General features: G+C 43.1%; 20 protein-coding genes and 1 pseudogene. All 21 read right to left on the bottom strand.

All coding sequences use genetic code 11. The annotated features are described in order from the left end of the window. Positions 1-7: 7 nt before the first annotated feature. Positions 8-1,501 (bottom strand): sensor histidine kinase, encoded by a 1,494-nt coding sequence (locus NSB25_RS16640; protein ID WP_103240551.1) that lies wholly within the window; start codon positions 1,499-1,501, stop codon positions 8-10. Further along, positions 1,479-2,156, bottom strand: coding sequence for a response regulator transcription factor (locus NSB25_RS16635; RefSeq protein WP_103240552.1), 678 nt, complete (start codon positions 2,154-2,156; stop codon positions 1,479-1,481). Before NSB25_RS16635 ends, NSB25_RS16640 begins: the two co-directional genes overlap by 23 nt. A gap of 64 nt (positions 2,157-2,220) precedes the next feature. Continuing rightward, positions 2,221-2,502, bottom strand: coding sequence for a GNAT family N-acetyltransferase (locus tag NSB25_RS16630; RefSeq protein WP_330671176.1), 282 nt, complete (start codon positions 2,500-2,502; stop codon positions 2,221-2,223). A 94-nt stretch (positions 2,503-2,596) separates the two neighbouring features. Further along, positions 2,597-3,133, bottom strand: a complete 537-nt coding sequence (locus NSB25_RS16625) for a hypothetical protein (protein ID WP_146040085.1) — start codon at positions 3,131-3,133, stop codon at positions 2,597-2,599. Positions 3,134-3,287: 154 nt separating this feature from the next. Beyond that, the gene (locus NSB25_RS16620) at positions 3,288-4,136 is read right to left on the bottom strand and encodes a hypothetical protein (RefSeq protein ID WP_103240555.1); all 849 of its coding nucleotides are present in this window, start codon (positions 4,134-4,136) and stop codon (positions 3,288-3,290) included. A gap of 327 nt (positions 4,137-4,463) precedes the next feature. Next, positions 4,464-4,898 (bottom strand): DUF3788 domain-containing protein, encoded by a 435-nt coding sequence (locus NSB25_RS16615; protein WP_103240557.1) that lies wholly within the window; start codon positions 4,896-4,898, stop codon positions 4,464-4,466. Positions 4,899-5,127: 229 nt separating this feature from the next. After that, positions 5,128-5,430 (bottom strand): MBL fold metallo-hydrolase, encoded by a 303-nt coding sequence (locus NSB25_RS16610; RefSeq protein WP_146040086.1) that lies wholly within the window; start codon positions 5,428-5,430, stop codon positions 5,128-5,130. Between the two features lie 137 nt (positions 5,431-5,567). Further along, complete coding sequence (locus tag NSB25_RS16605) at positions 5,568-6,329, bottom strand: nucleoside phosphorylase (RefSeq protein ID WP_172455160.1); 762 nt, start codon at positions 6,327-6,329, stop codon at positions 5,568-5,570. A 492-nt stretch (positions 6,330-6,821) separates the two neighbouring features. Continuing rightward, on the bottom strand, positions 6,822-7,067 hold the full coding sequence (locus tag NSB25_RS16600; protein WP_103240560.1) for a hypothetical protein: 246 nt from the start codon (positions 7,065-7,067) through the stop codon (positions 6,822-6,824). 342 nt (positions 7,068-7,409) lie between these two features. Beyond that, positions 7,410-7,634 (bottom strand): DUF6718 family protein, encoded by a 225-nt coding sequence (locus NSB25_RS16595; protein ID WP_103240561.1) that lies wholly within the window; start codon positions 7,632-7,634, stop codon positions 7,410-7,412. Positions 7,635-7,655: 21 nt separating this feature from the next. Then, entirely contained in the window at positions 7,656-7,913 is a 258-nt protein-coding gene (locus tag NSB25_RS16590; protein WP_416385572.1) for a hypothetical protein, read from the bottom strand. A gap of 3 nt (positions 7,914-7,916) precedes the next feature. Next, positions 7,917-8,153 (bottom strand): hypothetical protein, encoded by a 237-nt coding sequence (locus NSB25_RS16585; RefSeq protein ID WP_146040087.1) that lies wholly within the window; start codon positions 8,151-8,153, stop codon positions 7,917-7,919. Positions 8,154-8,197: 44 nt separating this feature from the next. Further along, positions 8,198-8,425, bottom strand: a complete 228-nt coding sequence (locus NSB25_RS16580) for a hypothetical protein (RefSeq protein ID WP_103240564.1) — start codon at positions 8,423-8,425, stop codon at positions 8,198-8,200. 552 nt (positions 8,426-8,977) lie between these two features. Further along, the gene (locus tag NSB25_RS16575) at positions 8,978-9,271 is read right to left on the bottom strand and encodes a hypothetical protein (RefSeq protein ID WP_146040088.1); all 294 of its coding nucleotides are present in this window, start codon (positions 9,269-9,271) and stop codon (positions 8,978-8,980) included. 50 nt (positions 9,272-9,321) lie between these two features. Next, positions 9,322-11,331 carry an ABC transporter permease gene (locus tag NSB25_RS16570; protein WP_103240566.1) on the bottom strand — a complete coding sequence of 670 codons (2,010 nt, stop codon included), beginning with the start codon at positions 11,329-11,331 and terminating at the stop codon, positions 9,322-9,324. Between the two features lie 236 nt (positions 11,332-11,567). Beyond that, positions 11,568-12,848 (bottom strand): ABC transporter permease, encoded by a 1,281-nt coding sequence (locus NSB25_RS16565; protein WP_242982482.1) that lies wholly within the window; start codon positions 12,846-12,848, stop codon positions 11,568-11,570. A gap of 119 nt (positions 12,849-12,967) precedes the next feature. After that, positions 12,968-13,861 carry an ATP-binding cassette domain-containing protein gene (locus NSB25_RS16560; protein WP_103240567.1) on the bottom strand — a complete coding sequence of 298 codons (894 nt, stop codon included), beginning with the start codon at positions 13,859-13,861 and terminating at the stop codon, positions 12,968-12,970. A gap of 6 nt (positions 13,862-13,867) precedes the next feature. After that, entirely contained in the window at positions 13,868-15,133 is a 1,266-nt protein-coding gene (locus NSB25_RS16555) for a hypothetical protein (protein WP_103240568.1), read from the bottom strand. A 2-nt stretch (positions 15,134-15,135) separates the two neighbouring features. Further along, on the bottom strand, positions 15,136-16,173 hold the full coding sequence (locus NSB25_RS16550) for a hypothetical protein (protein ID WP_103240569.1): 1,038 nt from the start codon (positions 16,171-16,173) through the stop codon (positions 15,136-15,138). A 196-nt stretch (positions 16,174-16,369) separates the two neighbouring features. After that, positions 16,370-16,735: pseudogene (locus NSB25_RS16545) on the bottom strand (N-acetyltransferase family protein); the annotation flags it as partial. A gap of 48 nt (positions 16,736-16,783) precedes the next feature. Beyond that, entirely contained in the window at positions 16,784-17,662 is an 879-nt protein-coding gene (locus NSB25_RS16540) for a metallophosphoesterase family protein (RefSeq protein WP_103240638.1), read from the bottom strand. Positions 17,663-17,716 lie beyond the last annotated feature (54 nt).

The following is a 17,716-nucleotide window of genomic DNA, read 5'->3' as shown; positions in this document are numbered from 1 at the left end:
TCCTTTCTTAGTATGCCCATATCATATCACCTTTTTTTGTGATACATGTGGGATTCGTTTGTGATTTATGTGTAGTTGAAAAAAAAGAAAACTTTACCCCGGCCTGTGTATTGCAGACCGTACATTCACTTCCATGCAGGTGTAGTATCTCCTGCACAATATACAGCCCTAACCCGCTTCCGCCGGTTTTACGGCTTCTGGATTGCTCCACACGATAAAACGCATCAAATACTTTGGGAATACTATCCTCCGGGATATGGGCGCCCGTGTTTTCCACAGAAAACTTTATCTGTTCATGTTCCACATGGATGGAGATACGAATGAAGGCGCCCTGCGGAGAATACTTGATTGCGTTTCCGATCAGATTGGAAAACACTTTTTCCATCAACATTTTGTTTCCGGTGATAAGAACGGATGGTGGAGCATCAAGATATATTTGCAAATCTTTTCCCACAATCAAGTCTTCGGTTTCACTTAAATAGGATTTGATCATCTGAACACAATCCAAATGGTCTTTTTTAAACTCTGCCCCAGCAGTTTCCAGCCGGGAGATTGTCAATATCTCCTGCACCATTGTTTCAAGGGTGTTTGCAATTTCCAGCGATCTCGTCAAATATTTATCATGGTCTTTGTATGCCCCAATACCCAGCAGCATTCCTTCTAACTGGCCTTTGATAATGGTTACAGGTGTTTTCAGCTCATGGGACACCGCCGAAAAGAAATTTGTACGGGCCTGTTCCAATTTCTTTTTATGCTCAATATCGGCTTCGAGTTTCCTGTTTGCGTTTTGCAAATCAGAGAGGGTGACAGAAAGATTGTGCGATAGCCTGTTCAGGCTTTTCCCCAGTGTTCCCAATTCATCAGTCCGTTGTTCATCAACCGTCCAATTCAACTGCAAGTCAGACATCTTTTCGGATATGCGGCTGATTTCCAGCACGGGCTTTGTAATCATACAAGAGTAAAGCCAGGACACAATAAAAGCAACTGCTAAAACGATCAACAGGATAAACGGAAATACACGGATAAAAGACTGCTGCAATTCCCCGATTTGTTCTGCTGCTCCGTAAACGATGAGCATATATCGCTCATTGCTATCAGAAAAGGAAAAGTGGTAGCTGCCAGACAGAAGGGGGACAGTTTTTCGCAACTCATTAATCTGCGTTTGCTCAATATACGCCGTGTTACCGTCCCACGCTTCGGCAAATAGTTCTGTCGGCAAGGGCACGAACTCGCCTTTGCCATTATACAGTTCAACGGAATTGATTTCCATATCCTGAAGAAGCTGGTCGAACAAACCGCCGCTATTCGGAAAAGCTACTTGCTCCAGTTCGGAAACAAAACGCTGCGCCCGTTCGTCCAAGACTGTATTCAGCCTGTTGGAATAGGTTTGCGGCATCAACCATGCTAATAAGCTAAATACCAATAGTGACATACATAAAAGCATCGCTGTTGTGGTGAGAAACACTTTTGCATATAAACTACTTCTGATTTTCTTTGTCAATCTTATATCCCACCCCTCTGATTGTCTGGATAAAATCAATGCCCAGTTTTTTTCGCAGGTTTTTGATGTGCGTATCTACCACACGCTCGTCTCCATAAAAGTCATACCGCCACAGTTTGTCCAAAAGGTTTTGCCGGGTCAAAATACGCCCCTGATTCGTGAGCAGTTCTTTCAGCACTTCAAATTCCCGCTGCGTCAGTTCATAGGCGGCTCCATCTATCATGGCTGTGTAATTGTCGCAGTCTAAAATAAGATTTTGGTAATCGATTGTTTTATGCTTATCCTCCTCTGGCCCGCCGCTACGCCGTAAAACAGCGGCAATTTTGCGAACTAAAATCGGCATGGAAAAAGGTTTTGTAATATAGTCGTCAACTTGCAAGTCCAGTCCTCGGATTTGTTCTTCTTCTCCGCTCAATGCAGTAAGCATGATGATGGGAACCTGAGATTGCCTGCGTATTAGTTCGCAGACGGCAAAGCCGTCAATTTTGGGGAGCATTACATCAAGTAATATCAAATCAAAATGTGCGGCAGTGAATATGGAGACAGCCTCAACACCATCATTCGCTAAAATTATTTCATAGCCTACCTCTTGCAAAAAGTTTTTTAATAGCTCTTGAATATCCAGGTCATCTTCAACGACTAAAATTTTCTGCATAATGACACCTCCAGAAAACAGCATAACATAGAATTATGTGATTAGTGTGTAGTTTTCAAATTTCTCACTTATTATGCCTCTGCCCATATTTTTCAAGTGCGCCGCCGCACTTTTGTATCACTCTGGCGGATTGAGCATTTGCTTTGTTGCAACACACAAGAACTTTTTTATAACCAAAGTTTTCAGCCTTTTTTCGTACAAGTAACAACATCTGACAGGCATAACCTTTTTTGCGCTCCGATGGTCGAACACTATAGCCAATTTGACCGTTATATTTCAGCAAAAATCCGGAAAGTTCATGTCTCAAATCGATCATTCCAATCAGTCTGCCATCGGAAATACGAATACCAAGATATGTAGCAGACGAAGTCCAGCCAAGACATTCAATTCCATTACTTGCGATTCATGCTCTTTTGTTGGAGTTACAAATATCAAATTATTCATATCCTTACACATTCGTCATCCCAAACCTGCACTTCTATATAATGATACTGTTTTTCAATATTAGTCATAAATTCCTCCAGCGTGCCATCATAATTCGACATCACCTTAAAAAGCATGTCCTTTGTAAGCATAGTAAACTCACCATGCTTTTCAAGGGAAGCCATACTATCACCATATGTAAAGCTAATATGATTAGAAGAAATACGATTTAGCGGTATCTTTGTAACAATTCCATTATCAAACCAATCGTTCAGATAAGCACTTCCTTGTAGAACAAACGAAAGAGGGTGTTCCTGCAAAGGTTTACCGCCGAGTTCTACAAATCGTGCGTGTAATAGCTTGTCCGTTTGCAAGCGCTTTGGATAATAATTCTCAAAATCTGCAAATCTGTAGAACGCAGTAGTATCCTTGTTCTGTCCAGCCATTTTATATGCCAGCGCAAACGCCTCGTCTTTCGGCAGGCGCATGATGTTCAGCAAAGGCGCGCAACTAGGGTGACAGTAATTAACAATATATAAATCATCAATCGTCATAGACAACTCCTTAGACTTCCATAAGTTTAATTTTACTGGTCGATCCAGTGCAATGACCCCCAGTATTTCCAATCGCCTTACAATAGGCATTTTGCCCCTTTGCAGCCATAAAAAATCCCCCGCGGGCAGGTGCCCAGAATCGCAAGAATGACAATCAAAAGATCTGCTGCATCAAATTTGTTATCCTTTCCGTGCAGTCCGCTATTCTGTACTCCCGTTTCCGCCATGAATCGGACAAAGGGAAATATACACCGTCTTTCGCACCCGCTCCCAAATCCCATTGACCGTATTTATCCTTATGGGAATCAAGCCACTTAGCAACAAAACCCAATTTCCCCCGTGCCTGTCCGTATCCCGCCAATAATTCTATTGCCGCCAGATATTGACTCGCCCTTTTCGATGCAAAAACATCGGGCAGCACATTAAGGCTTTTATCATAAATATAATAAATACCGTCCGACCTTGTCAGATAATATTGCAGCAAAAGGTTTTCCGTCGCGGGAGACAATACCCCCTTTAACAGTGCTGCATGATAGAACATACCAAAGCCTGTTTCAAATCCGCTTTTGGGCTTTCTGCCAAATTGCGAAGTGAAGGCGGCTATATCGTCAGCCCTGTTATACTGTCCGCTGCCAAACGATTTTTCCACGATCTCTCCCCATTGTTTTGCAACGTCCAAAGCAATTTTATTTTCCGGTTCAAATATCCTGATCCACGCAGAAAGCATAAGCTTTTCAAATAAAGCCCAGTCGTGGGTTTTTTCATAATAGTTGTCTATCTTTTTCCTTCCGCTGACACATAAGCACATTCTGTCCAGCACCCACCGAATGGGTTCGTCATCTTTTGTAAATCCCAGTATTCGCAATCTGCGCAAGGCCTGTTCCGTAGTAATCTCCTTATTCCCGACAGGCTGACTTAACGTATGGAAATTCCCCCACATTCCTTCGCTGTCTCTGCTGTCAAGTATCTGTTTTGCCCATCTACCGGTTTTGTAATCTGACATGAATTGCTTCACCTCCTGTTGACCGCCCGTTTCACTATGAACGAACCTGCTCTTTTATGACAGACACACATAAATAGCAAAATTCGTGTTTATCGGTCTGCCTTAATCAAGCTATCTGCCCATGTAGATAACTTGTCGATGCTCACTTTGTTACTGAATCTCCATCCTTCAAGAAATTTTGCACCCTTACAGCTCGGAAGCAGCTTCTCATTTGTCTTGCCCAAATCACTCCCGCCGAATCATCCTCTTGATTCAGTAATTCTGTCCTCGTCCGATATTGTACTGCCGGATTCCCGAAATCCAATAACCAAGTAAGCGCATCGCTTGTCATTCGGTTCTCCTTTGTTTCGCTGGACTACATTTGACGGCCAACAATGTCTTTATATCGTCAAACTGTTCCTCTTCTGTCACACGATAGTGAATCCACCCGCCGTCACCGCAGGAATATTTGTTGTCTATCAAACCTCTGGCATATTCTTGCAGTTGACTGTAAACGGTTTGATACTGCCTATCCGAAAGCCGCATCATAACCGTAAATGCATTGTCTTCCGCAAAAATATTACAGATTAGTTTGTTTTTCACTTTATGGGAAACGCCCCAGCCATAGTGATTTCCATATGGAAAAACAATCCTCTCATCCGTGTGAAAGACGGAGGCCAGCCACTCATTCAGCAAGGAGAATCGTTCCGCATTCTCACCACAAAACACAGCCATTTCTTCTATAATCGGCTTTGCCAGTTTATCCAACATTCTTTCGTACATAGAGTCTCCTATCTTACGGTTTATATTTCTATCGTTCGGATAAATTCATATTCAAAAGCTTCAAAATATTTGTTCCAAAAACTTCCCTATAGAAATCTCTACCTGTTTATTCAGTATTCTTTCGTAAGAAATATTATAATTCCTAAGGCATATGGGGAAAAGGCCTTTAGAATTGCGCCATATAACATTTTATATGCGGAACGAAAATGTTTCCAGGTGTGCGGCAGCTTTAACACATCCTGACAATATTTTCCGTCAGTCTGTCATATCTCTTCAAAATCCCCGCATCATGAAACGGCAACGGTATCCATCCTCTTTCATGCGCCTTACGGATAAACCTCTCATTTTTCTCCCCGCAGACACTGATGCCGATGGGAATATCTTTATCCATGTTGTCACAGAAATAGCATTCGTCTCCCGTAATACAATAGGTATCATTGCCCATTTGAAAATAAAGAACCGATGAATCCAGCGTATGTCCCCCAATCACTTCAAAGTGGAATCTATCATAAAAACATTCCCTTTCCTCCACCAGCGCGCATAATCATAATTGTGTACAATATTTTCTGCTTTTGTATCAAATGCCTTTTCATATAAAGCGATTGCTTTTTCGCAATCTCCGCAAAAATGTAAGTGTGGTATTAACATGATCATCTCCTCCTACTTGTATTATTCCGCCACATATCTCGCCAGTTCCAATGCAATATCGAAATGCCCGGCATCATGCTGGGTGCCTTTCGTCTGCCCTTCCTTCCGTCTGGCATCCCATTTGGGGGCGTCAAGCAAATCGCCGCTTGTAAAAAATGTGTACAGCTTCAGCCCTCGGAAATCGCACATTGCCTGTAAGGCAGCGCATTCCATTTCTACCGAGATACAGCCGTCCGCCTTATGCTTCTCAAAGTTATTGACAGTTTCCCTGTAGAAAGAATCGGTAGTCCAGGTTTTCCCTTTCACATAAGGAATCCCATTTTCCTCCATAAAAGCGGCAACAATGTCCGCATTTCCTACAGTAACATAATCCGATGCTGGCGCGTAATGATAAGAAGTGCCTTCATCCCGGTAAGCCTGTGTCGGTATCATGACTTTTCCGCGGGCAATTTCCTTATTCAGACAGCCCGCAGCGCCAAATACAACATACTTGTCCGTCTTTATTTCCGACAGCGTATCCTCCACCGTGCCGACACAGGCAGGCGCACCCACATAGGTTTTATAAAAAGCAAACTTTTTCCCTTTATGCTTCAATTCATAAATTGGCGTATTACCCGTTGCAAACCAAAACGACGCAATCTGTCTGCAATCGTAATTCTCCAGAACAAATTTCTCAATCATATGGGAAAAAGTCAGAATACACGCATCGACCTGAGGCGCATTCACCTTTATCTGCGGATTGATAATTGCTGGGGACTGATTGTCAAAAGCTTCTGTTATCATGTTTCTTCTCCTCTCACTCATATCTGTCTTCACAACCACAAGCGCTGTATTCTATGTCCATAAGACGGCAAACTCTGGATTCTGTTTCATTCTTCCCACAGGAATTACTGGTTTTCAGAAAGCTCCACCATTAAGAACCACTTAAATCCAAATTTGTCTTTGTAAGCGGAACGCCTTTTTATACAACTCGATTACTTCTGCGCAGCGACCGCCACAATGTAAAGTTGGTATTAAAAACATATTCATTACCTCCTATGCTTTAAATAATCTCATTTATGGCATCATTTCCACTTTTACCAATTCCCAGTTTATAAACAGCCTATAACGCTGTGCCATAAAGCGAATCATACAGAGATTGAGAGCTGTCCTTGTCCTGGCACACAGTACGCTGAGCGACAATTTCAGCAGCGCGGGTTAAAATGTTTTTTGTTTGTTCATGTAGATGCCTCCTTTAAGTGATGGAAATCCCGAAATACGGTATGTCGTTTTTATTTAAGCAGTAAAAACATAACTACCTTTTTCTATTATACAGCATACCCGAATGGTTGTATTGTATATTTCCGACATCTGTATACTCCCAACAACCATTCCCTGACTTTTGCGTGAAAGTATACTTTTGCCTGATAGTACAATTTTTTCCCCAATCGCCCCTCTATCAGCGGCATCCAAAATCACAAAAAAGTGGGGTTCACCAACCATTCCAGTGAACCCCACCAAGCCTAAAAAACCTTGATTCATGACAATAGAAAGCTTGCTTTCTATTGTATTAAGCTATTCTTCAATACTTTTGCCTGTTCGCACCCAAATTCCTATGGCATCAATTGGAAATAGCCGCCTGAGCGGTATATCGCGGTCAGTGAGACACTCTATACTGCTAATTTATTCTGTGGCACTAAAATGATTATAAGGCTTTCATTTTCTCTATCTTTTTCTGAACTTCTCTTCCTCTCTCGTTGCAGTAATCCATCCGTTCTTCATCTGTCATATGCTATGTCATTTCAAATTATATTCCATGAGCCTATGAATATCTTCAATGGTAAAATGTGGACTCAAAACAGTTTTTTCCATCATTATCCTTTTCTACAGGCTCAGAACATGTTCCTGAAACTTTTCCTTACTTTCCATAATTTCATAAGGTTCATATTCTCCATAAGCACTGGGGCGGCTGATTGTAATCAACTGCACACCATTCTCTCCCATCTGCTTTTGTAGCTTTTCGGTAAAGTCCGCCAATGCTTTACCATGTCTGGTCTTTACCGCAATACACCCTTTTTTATCAAATTCTTTCGCTATGAGATAACACACAACTTAGCGCCTCCTCAAACATTACAGAAATACTTCACCTAAACGTCTTTGCAGCTTCTTATCAAAAGTAACAATATCAATACCCTTTTCCCATTTATATCCATATAAAAGACAATCCACAAAATCAAGTTTAGGTGTTCTGTCAAATATTTCTAATCCACGAAGTAATATATCCACATTAAGAATACTCACATCATTAACTAATTTACGGAAATTACATGCAATATCTTCCCTCGTAACCTGATATACACCTTCCAATACATAACAGACTTCTGCCAGTACCTACAATGTTACATAACAGTTTTTCCTCGAATGATTTCTTGCATGTTTTTTGATCGCCGCCTTTCTCCACGCATCCTTTTCCTGTTCAATTAAAGAAGGATTCGCATACTTATAAAGCCCTCCTGCAGCTGACTCTCCTAAATCTGTATCGTTTTCTATCGGAATCACAATTACCTTTTGATTCATTTGTAATGGCTCTTTTACCTGAACTGCCGTTCCGTCATAATAACCGATCATAGGCATACTTCCACCTGCCTTTCTGCTTATTATTTATCATAACATCAGATATCATATCCCGCAATATTTATATTTATGGAAAGTCCTGCCGCATTCACAGGTAAGAACTCTGATTCAGCGGTCTTCAGAGCGCTTCTTTCCCGATATTTTCTGATCCAGATGGTGGAGAGATAGCTTTTATATTTCTCGCTTTCAAAAAGTTCCTTTAAGCCTTCCTCCAACTTGTCAGTAATCTCCTTTACTTTCTGTTTTTCTGTTTTTGCATCTGCCATATTTGATTTTCCTTTCTTTGCATGAAAAAAAGACAATCTGTTATGACTGTCTTTCTTCCCGAAAACAGAAAAAGCAGAGAATTGTTTTCTCTAATAAAAACAAATCCACTGCTTTACTGTTCATCATATTGTGCGTCCTGGTCTGTTGCACTGACCGCATTTTTTATTTCCGTATCCATCAGCCATAAACCTCCTTTTCATATGGTATATGGTAAGAAACGCAAAAACCATTCCCAAAAGGTATATGACCTCAATGTCATTATACCCCGAAATCCCGGCTAAATCAATCGGAACTTTTTAATTGCAGCCCGGACAATGGTGGAAATTTGATTGTTTTTTTGATTGTTACAGCGTTTCCTCCTTCCTTTTCGCTTTCTCCGTATCTGCCCTGCCTGCTCCAGATACCTGTGCCTTGTATGCCATGCCGCCAGCTTCTCTTTTAACGCTGCCCTCTACACAGGCTTGTCAGCCATTGCCGCCGCAGTTCTCAGCCTGCCATTGCCCACTGCATAGTCATGCCTTGCATTTTCTACCGGATACGGTACCTGTACATCAGCGCTTTTTCGCCTGTTTTCGGTTGTTCAGAAATTCCATAGTCTGTGCCGGATGCTTCCACACATACCACTGGGGCAAACAGTGGGTTCTCTCAATCTCAAAAATCTTCTCTCCGCCTGCCTTTGTCACTGCATGAATGATAACCCTTTCTTCTGTCTTTTCCTCTGCTGATTGTTGCAGTTGTTCTAAAAATATGCTTAACTCTGTTTGTCTGTCTGAATACATATGCGCTCCTTTCCGAATCGTAAGAAACAGAAGCAAAACCATCTGCTGACTGGCTTTGCTCCCCATATTTATCGTTTCCTGTTCATTGCCGCATTTGTTACTCAATCTGGAATAAATCAATGGCTTTTTGGTAAAACGATTTCCTTACCACTTTCTTTTGATAACACATAAATATTTCCTGTATCACAGGTAACAGACATTGCAGGTATATGACTGACCAATTCCTTGTTATTCCCGTCCTTGCCGCAGGAATACAAGTCTCCTCCGTCCGTCCTGGAGACATAATAGATTGACTGCTCATCTATGCAGAAATCATATGCAACTATATTTTCATAAGTGTAAGTTTCATTACCGGAAACGTCATATCTTGTCAAAACCCCCTGTTCATTCTTGTAAAAGATGTTTTCCCCGTCGAATGAAATATTTCCGTTTGCAGGAATGTCTGGCTTTACAGTTTTTCCGGTATACCGGTTTACTTTTGTTATGCCATCATTGCCAATGAAAAACAGGCTGTCGTCATCCAGGAAAAAAGCGTGGTGAAAATCCAGGAACTTCCATTTATCCCCTGTTTCATAGTCAATGCCCAAAAGAGAACGCCCGGAATTCGTCATCTGCTCAAAGATTGTTTTTTCCTCAAAGGTATCCAGATTCAGCTCCACAACCGAAACTTTCGTTATATTGCTGTTATAGTTTCCCACCCGGTTGACATAGCTTTCCATAACCGATGTGGTGTAATACAGATATGGCGGACACACATAAAACGCACGTATTTCTTCGTCATCAGAAAATACCCCAAACACAGGGGAACGTACTAAAGGATATGTTTCCCCCGTGGAAGTATTTCTGAGAGAATACTCAAAATTCCCTTCATCCCGTATGATTTCATAACCCATACAGTCATAGACTGCCGATGAATTATAGACAACGCTTCCCGTTTTTCCACGGCCTGAACATCCCGTCACTGCCAATGCCAGGCCAAACATGACAGCGAAAGCCGCCCCACGCTTCTTCTGCCCTGATTTCATCAGCCAACTGTTAGAATTGCGCCGTAAAATCCAGACAACGGCCAAAGCACACAAAAGCACGGATACAGAGAGCAGGGTCAATAGCGTAACCGTGCCGACCTCCGCAAAAATAATTTTCTCATCACCCGTCAGGGCATCGTTCATAACAATATCCCCTGCAAAAAAGTCTGTTCCAAGCAGAAACGGCAGCGGCAGAGGCAGACGGTAAATGCCGGTTTTCGATAAGCCTATATAGGGAATGATCACGGACACCGCACCAGTCAGCAGGGTGACCGCATACTTTTTGGCCAAAACGGAAATGAACATCAGTAGTATCGTAAGAAACACACCGCCAAATATCCGGAGCAGCCCGATCCATACATATCCCTCCAACAGCGACATACCTTTGCTGCTGTCTGCAAAGTAACGGATACTCTGAATCGGATAATCCCCATCCGGCAGCCCGTATTTGAACCTGTAAAATCCGTATTCAATAAGCGAGATACACAACGATAAGAAAAGGACAACCTCAATCATAATGAGCAGCTTATACAGGGCGCTTTTTCGCCCCTCCCTTGCAGTCAGGATCAGGGTGTCCATCTGGCAGCTGTACTCAGAACAGAAAACAGGCGTAACAATCAGCAAAATGCCAAGGAAGAGAATGAAATGAAGCGTACCCTTGCCAAGAAGCCCCATCCATCCGTTTGTCTGGAGAAAACAGCGGTTTCCCGCATTTTCGCAGATATAGAGATACTGCTGATAGATGACCTCAAATCCATTTTGACGCTCCAGAACCTTCTCTATTTCCCGGCTCTCTTTTTTGTATTCACTTTCACTGATCTTCCCGTCATAGTAATTCTCCAAAAGGCTGTTCTGCCTCTCCTTCGCTTCCGCAATCCTCTCCGCCTCCTGCTCCAGATAAAGGGAAGATTCCTCGGTGCAGTATCCGTTTACCTTTTCCAGATACCATTCATATTCATTTTTATACTGCTCCATCGCTATGTCTACAGGGTTGTCGGACAAGGCAAGCCAGACCGTGCCAAAGAGCAGGACAAGGGCAATATAGAACAGCCCCCTTTGACAGAGCATGATCTTTTTTACTTCATACATAAATCCGGACATTTTATCCTCCTATAAAAGTCGCTGCGCGACGGCACTAAAGGGTAAAGCTGCTTCGACACACCGGTTATGAGAGAAACTTTTATTCGAAAAAGCACTCATAAAAGTTCCTCTCGTGCGCCTTTGCAGCTTTACCGTCCAGCAGATATTTTTTCTCATAAATACTTGACATTTCTTAGCTGGACTATTTAAAGTCGCTGCGCGACAGCACTAAAGGGTAAAGTCACTTCGGCGCACATTTAATGAGAGGAACTTTCATTCGAAAGGGCACTCATGAAAGTTCCTCTCGTGCGCCTTCGCGACTTTACCGTCCAGCAGAAAATATAACAGTTCCTTTTAGAAAGCATCATCATTGCCGTTATGGAAACCACACCTACGGTTATGGCAAAAATAATTGCTGCCTGGAAACTCTGTACCGGATATCCTGCAAAATCAATGAACTCGGTCTTGCCAAACAGCATGCGGTTAGCAAGCAGCGAATACGGGTTTATGATTTTGAGCCAAGCATTACTGAAACAGCTCTGTGACGCACCTGTAATAATGAAACACAGGGCTGCCCCGAAATCAGCGACAAACGGAACAAGGGCATTGCGCCCAAACAGGGAAATCAACAGAAACACCATGCTCATCGTCCATACGCCCACTGCCCTTATCACCGCGGACAGAATCGCATATTGCCATAACTTACAGTTTACCGCAGCCGTGCTGAAATTCCTGACAGCATACAGCGGAAGATTTCCTCCTTCCGCTGTTCCGAAGAAATACGCAAAACCAATATAGTCCACAACAGAAAACCATATGGCCACACTGACCGCAAACAAAGAAGCCGCTGCAATTTTAGCGAATGTGGTCTTTTTACCGCCGCCCGGATTTGTCAGCAGCAGCATATCCATCTGTGTTTCCTTTTCGCAGACAAAGGTACTGACAACCCCGTACAGACAAAGAAATAAAACCAATATGCCCGAAAAATCATAGTTCAGATAATAGTTATACATTTCCTCATAGGCAAAGGCTTTTATGCTCCGTCCGGAATAAAGGTGATAGATCACACTGTTTTTACGTGCTTCATACGTCTGCCCCCGTTCTTTGTAAACAGCGGCATTTTCTTTTGCCCTCTCTGCCACTTGAAGCGCACAAGTCCGATAATGATAGAAATATTCCATAGGCTCCACATAGTATTTTTCCAGGATATTCCGGTCACTGTATATATTCCCCGTCATCATATCCGGATTGTCTTTGGCCGTGCTTGCTGTCATATCAGCCGTAGCGTCTGCTAACGGCTGATATACGGAAAGAAGATGATTGATTTTTTCAGCCGTGATCTCCCCTCTGTAATCCTCATAAAGCTGCCAATACACGCTGTTCCAGCTGCGGCTGTCATTTCCGTCCGCCAGGTAGGAATACGAGTGGAATTCGCTGTTTATCTTGAACAGGTTCATTACACTGAAGCAAAGAAGCACAACAAGTATTGACCGCTTGCAGAATAATTTGTAAAATTCATATTTGATTAAGCGTGTCATGTAATCTCTCCCTTAACTCATTGCCCGCGGAAGGTCTTGCGACTCTCGCGGCATTCGCCATACAATAGAAAGCATACTTTCTATTGTCAAGAATGGACATGCAGGCATGTCCGCTTGGCTCATTGCCCGCGGAAGTAATACAGAAATACATCTTCCAGGTTAGGGGAAACCTTTACCGCGTCTGAAGCAGGCTGCATATCGCTTACGATTCTTACTAAAAAGCGTTCCCCCTGCTGTTTCATATTGCTGACATAATATCGGCTGCCAAGTCTGGCAGCGTCTTCCCCGTTTACTGTCACCTCCCACACTTTCCCATAGATATTCTGTTCTAATGCGTCGGTAGTTCCCTGGGTTATTAAAGAGCCATCCTTTAAGATCATAATCTCCTTTGCGATACACTCCACATCGGAAACGATATGGGTGGCCAGCAAAACTGTCCGCCCCTGTGCGAATTTTGAGATCAGGTTGCGGAAGCGGATACGTTCGCTGGGATCGAGCCCTGCTGTCGGCTCGTCCAAAATAAGAATTTCAGGATCGCCCAGCATCGCCTGGACAATGCCAACCCTCTGCCGCATGCCGCCGGAAAGGGCGCCAATCTTTTTCTCTTTCGCATCTGAAAGATTGACGATATCCAGAAGCTCCAAAGCCCGTTTTTTCCCCTGTCCGTCAGGAATCCCTTTCAGCGCGCACATATACAGCAGAAAATCCATCACAGTAAAATCCCGGTAGAAAATCGGATATTGCGGCATATATCCGATTTTTGACAGAAAGTCCTTACCCAGTGTTCCCGCATCCTGCCCGTCAATCAAAACCGTTCCGCCATCGCTTCCCAAAATACCCACAAAGATATTGATCAGTGTCGTCTTTCCCGCGCCGTTAGCGCCCAAAAGCCCATAGACACCCTCCGTAAGTTCCGTGGTAAAATCCTTCAGGGCATATATGCCTTTGGCAGACATGCCCAGGGCACCCCTGCCCTTGTACTGCTTTGAAACATTTCGTAACGATATTTTCATCAAGAATTACCCCGCAAAGCCAAAGGTTGTTATCAGGGTGCTTACCTCGTCAATACCCCGTCCAAGCACAACGATGCAGGTGCCGGACTCATCCAAAATCAATATCTGAGGGATACGCATGAAATAGGCGCTGTTGCTGTCCTGAACGGTTTCCGTATGGATATTTTTTCCCGATGCCGTATCATAAATGTTGATCGTAACACTGCTTCCCTCCAAAACAGCAGTAGCCACATATTTTCCCTGCCCGGAGCAGTAAACACCGTCTTTTCCCTCACTGGGGCTTGAGAACGACATCGTATTTTCTGTATTGGCTATGGTATCAAACATCAGCAGGGTTCCATTATTTTCGTCAAAGCTCTGGGGCATAATAAGCAGGTTTCCGCCCTTTTGCACTTCTTCCGTATCTACTTTATAATCCCCCTTTTTGGTAATGGTGAGATCTGCGCTGTCTGTGGATACTGTACCATAAACACTGACCCCATCCCCGCCAATGGAGGCATCTGTAGCCATGCCTACATAGACTAAAGTGTTGTTCCCCGTAAAGGTAAGGCTGTCCATAGTTACAATCTGCATATTATCTGCCGTGCCTTCTTCGGAATAGTTCAGAATGGTACGAACCTTCCGGGAAGAAACATCATAAAGGTAAAGTCCCGAAAGTCCGCCGAAAGCAACCTGTTTTCCGTCCTGTGAAACAGCGATTCCTGTGATCTGCGGAATAAAATCATCACTTAATAATCCGCTAAAGGAAATGGTATCCTGAACAGCAAAGTCCTTATTCAGTATGTATCCATTGATACCGCCGCTTTCTGATGCAGCAAATGAACCGTTACTGCCTCCGCCGCCAGCCTTTCCCTGGCCCACAACAAAGTAGCCGTCTGTAAAGGTCTGTACGCATAAATCTTCCATAGAAATATCCGCGCTTGCGATTGTTTCGCCTTTCCCCGTATCGTAAAGATAAAGCTGATCCGCCGCAACGATAATCCGGCTGCCATCGGCATAATAACAGCCTTTGACTTTTCCGGAAAAAGTTGAATTCTTAACTGTACCAACTTCCATAATCTTTTTATCTGTACCGTTATCCTGCAGATCGATCACGTTCATTTCGCTGCTTTCATTTCCGGTATTTTCCGATGAAGCATCTTCCAGGGATTGCGTTTCCATGTTTATGGCTCCATTTTCAGAGCTGTTCCCATTCTCCTGTCTATTCCCGCAGGCCGACAGATTAAGAGCCAAAGCAAGCATAAGTATCATACACATCCATTTTGTTTTCATTTTTAGTCCTCCTTGTATAATAAAATTGAACCGGTTTTACTTGTAACTGAATTTCCGTCCGCCGCAACAGCTGTCGCATAAAAAGTATTGAAACCATCCAGCTTAAGCGTTTCTATGGTTGCCTCAATAATCCACACATTTCCTTTGCTTAATGTGACATCATAGGAAACCGCTCCATCAAAAGATATGGGCTTATGGTTTAAAAAAAATGATATGCCATATCTTGCGCCTGGCGTTCCGCAAAGGGTGTAGCGCACGGTAAGCGTATCTTTCCCGGTAAGGTTGATATTGTCATACACCACCTCTCCGTCATAGACAAGCGTCCAATAGACACTGTTATCCAGGGTATCCATGGTAACGCCATTCCATCCTGCTCTCACAAGCTCATTCTCAATAAAAGAGGAAGTGACTTTTTCCTCTGTAATGCTGACATCACGAAAAGCAGTTATACTTTCTCCATTAATGCTGTCATTTTCCGGAGCATCCTCATTAAAATGCAGTTTCAGCACCCTTTCGAAACTCTGATGATACCAGCCATAGCTTGAGGTTTCTTTCATATCAGGCCGGAAATCGGGCCTGGTGACGCTCACAACCGTCATATTCAGGGTATCGCCTTTTTTCCCTGTGTCCGGTGTGAACACGAAGGAAAAATTCTCTTCGTGCTTTTCTGATGTCCGGAAGCAGTGGAGATACTCATATTCCGCCCCCGTGTCATTCACCTTGTAGGCTTGCGGCTTTCCGTCCAAAAAAAGCAGGAAGCCAATGCTGTCCAATTTCCCTTCTGACACAAACTGATAGTCCAGGACAAATTCTCCGCCATGATACTCATAAGGCAAAACACTCTGGTCATCGGCTCTGGCGGGACTGGCTTCCCCATGGCTGAGAAACCCTAAATCTCCGTCCTCCTGCGCCCCGGCGAATGGGTCTTCTTCTACAGTCTGCGGCGGGGCATTCTCGTCCGCAATGTTATAATTTCCGCAGGCCGCCACAGCAAAGGGCAAAACAAAAATCACAGCTAATGATAAGAATCGCTTTCGCATCGTCCATCCTCCTACTTGTTTTAGATTCGACTTTCATTATAAAAACCAAAAGTCAAAATGTGGTCAAGGAATAGAAAAAAATTTATGGAGAAACAGCTTAGTTCTTTACATAAAGAGAGCCAACAAACTGTAATTTCTCACAAGTCTGTTGGCTCTTGGCATAGTTATTCTGCCAGGCAAACCGGAAGTCATATTGTCACAAACGACAAAGCATAATGTACTCTTCCCCGTTTTCGCCCACAATTTCAAATCCTGTTTTTTGATACATTTTTACAGCATAATTGGATTTTTGTACTGCAAGTGACGCCTGTTTATACCCTCTGTCTTTCAGAATACGAAGCATTTCTTTCATCAAATCAGTACCTATTCCAAATCCCCGATAATCTTTATATAAAGAAATGGCAAAGGACGGAGTGTCGTTGTCTATATGTCCATAATCATCCATAATGCGCACCCAAACAGCACCAACAACCTTTTTATCAACTTCCGCAACCAAACCTATATCTTCTTTTTTCTTACCAAAGTCGGTTATATATACCTGCAATTCCGGCTGATTGATAATTCATCACTGCCTCCTACGAATAACGATTTATCTGTTTTGCAACAAATTTTAGCATCCCAAAAGCTCCTGGACGGCTTTTTCCCAATATATTTCGGGGATATTGTACCAGTCGCATTTCCCGGTTTCTTCCCTGCAAAGCTCCATTGCCCTGCCCAATACCGTTCCATGGGAAATCTCCCCTGCAAGCATCCCGTATTTTGTCACCCGACACCAATACGGTGCCGCATCCCAAAGCCCCGATTCTTCCATTTCCTTTATCACCTTTTTCTTATCGTAATCAAGGCTTATAAACTGATGCCCCAATTCTTCCCCGTTCTGGTACAGAATCATAAACTGGGCTTTTCCCCCGCTATATAAAGAAACGCCTACCGAGCCGGGATTTAACAAAATCTTTCCTTCATGGGAAAAGCTTCCCTGAACATGGGTATGCCCGCATAGAATATACTGCCCTGCACACCTTTCCATGATCCCTTTTGTATTTTCACCATCCGGAAACATTTTTTCATTATTCTTATCCGGCGAACCATGGCACGCCAGGATTGAGCCTGCCCCGTCAAATGTGATTTCACGGCAGAGTGGCAGACTTTCAAAGAAACCAATATCCTTATCCGTCAGGTTTTCATAGCAGTACTTCATTGCGCCTACTGTTGAATTTCCGTTTTTCCATACGCAATTTTTATCGTATTTCCGGCTGATCCAGTAGTCTTCTTTATTTCCTCGCAAGAAAAAGCAGGTGTATTTTTCTTTCAAAGAATATAGGATTTCCATCGTTTTTTGCGGGTAGGGAAATTCCCCCAAATAATCCCCCAGAAAAATAAATGCGCGGATTCCCATACCCAAAACATATTCCAGGCACTTTTGGAACGCTATGTAATTACCATGTATGTCGGAGAGAACAACTATTTTCTCATTTGCTATTTTTTTCATACCAACCATATCTTCCTCCTGCAAATCATCATTTTATGTTCTCTGCAACTTCCC

Origin of the sequence: Acetatifactor muris (genome assembly GCF_024623325.1) — a bacterium.
Lineage (GTDB): Bacteria > Bacillota > Clostridia > Lachnospirales > Lachnospiraceae > Acetatifactor > Acetatifactor muris.
This window is presented reverse-complemented; position numbering and strand designations above follow the sequence as displayed.

Coding starts and splice junctions, on each gene's coding strand:
- NSB25_RS16635 (WP_103240552.1), bottom strand. CDS start 2,156: ATGCAGAAAATTTTAGTCGTTGAAGATGACCTGGATATTCAAGAGCTA.
- NSB25_RS16625 (WP_146040085.1), bottom strand. CDS start 3,133: ATGACGATTGATGATTTATATATTGTTAATTACTGTCACCCTAGTTGC.
- NSB25_RS16620 (WP_103240555.1), bottom strand. CDS start 4,136: ATGTCAGATTACAAAACCGGTAGATGGGCAAAACAGATACTTGACAGC.
- NSB25_RS16615 (WP_103240557.1), bottom strand. CDS start 4,898: ATGTACGAAAGAATGTTGGATAAACTGGCAAAGCCGATTATAGAAGAA.
- NSB25_RS16605 (WP_172455160.1), bottom strand. CDS start 6,329: ATGATAACAGAAGCTTTTGACAATCAGTCCCCAGCAATTATCAATCCG.
- NSB25_RS16600 (WP_103240560.1), bottom strand. CDS start 7,067: ATGAATCAAGGTTTTTTAGGCTTGGTGGGGTTCACTGGAATGGTTGGT.
- NSB25_RS16585 (WP_146040087.1), bottom strand. CDS start 8,153: ATGATCGGTTATTATGACGGAACGGCAGTTCAGGTAAAAGAGCCATTA.
- NSB25_RS16580 (WP_103240564.1), bottom strand. CDS start 8,425: ATGGCAGATGCAAAAACAGAAAAACAGAAAGTAAAGGAGATTACTGAC.
- NSB25_RS16575 (WP_146040088.1), bottom strand. CDS start 9,271: ATGGGGAGCAAAGCCAGTCAGCAGATGGTTTTGCTTCTGTTTCTTACG.
- NSB25_RS16570 (WP_103240566.1), bottom strand. CDS start 11,331: ATGTCCGGATTTATGTATGAAGTAAAAAAGATCATGCTCTGTCAAAGG.
- NSB25_RS16565 (WP_242982482.1), bottom strand. CDS start 12,848: ATGACACGCTTAATCAAATATGAATTTTACAAATTATTCTGCAAGCGG.
- NSB25_RS16560 (WP_103240567.1), bottom strand. CDS start 13,861: ATGAAAATATCGTTACGAAATGTTTCAAAGCAGTACAAGGGCAGGGGT.
- NSB25_RS16555 (WP_103240568.1), bottom strand. CDS start 15,133: ATGAAAACAAAATGGATGTGTATGATACTTATGCTTGCTTTGGCTCTT.
- NSB25_RS16550 (WP_103240569.1), bottom strand. CDS start 16,173: ATGCGAAAGCGATTCTTATCATTAGCTGTGATTTTTGTTTTGCCCTTT.
- NSB25_RS16540 (WP_103240638.1), bottom strand. CDS start 17,662: ATGAAAAAAATAGCAAATGAGAAAATAGTTGTTCTCTCCGACATACAT.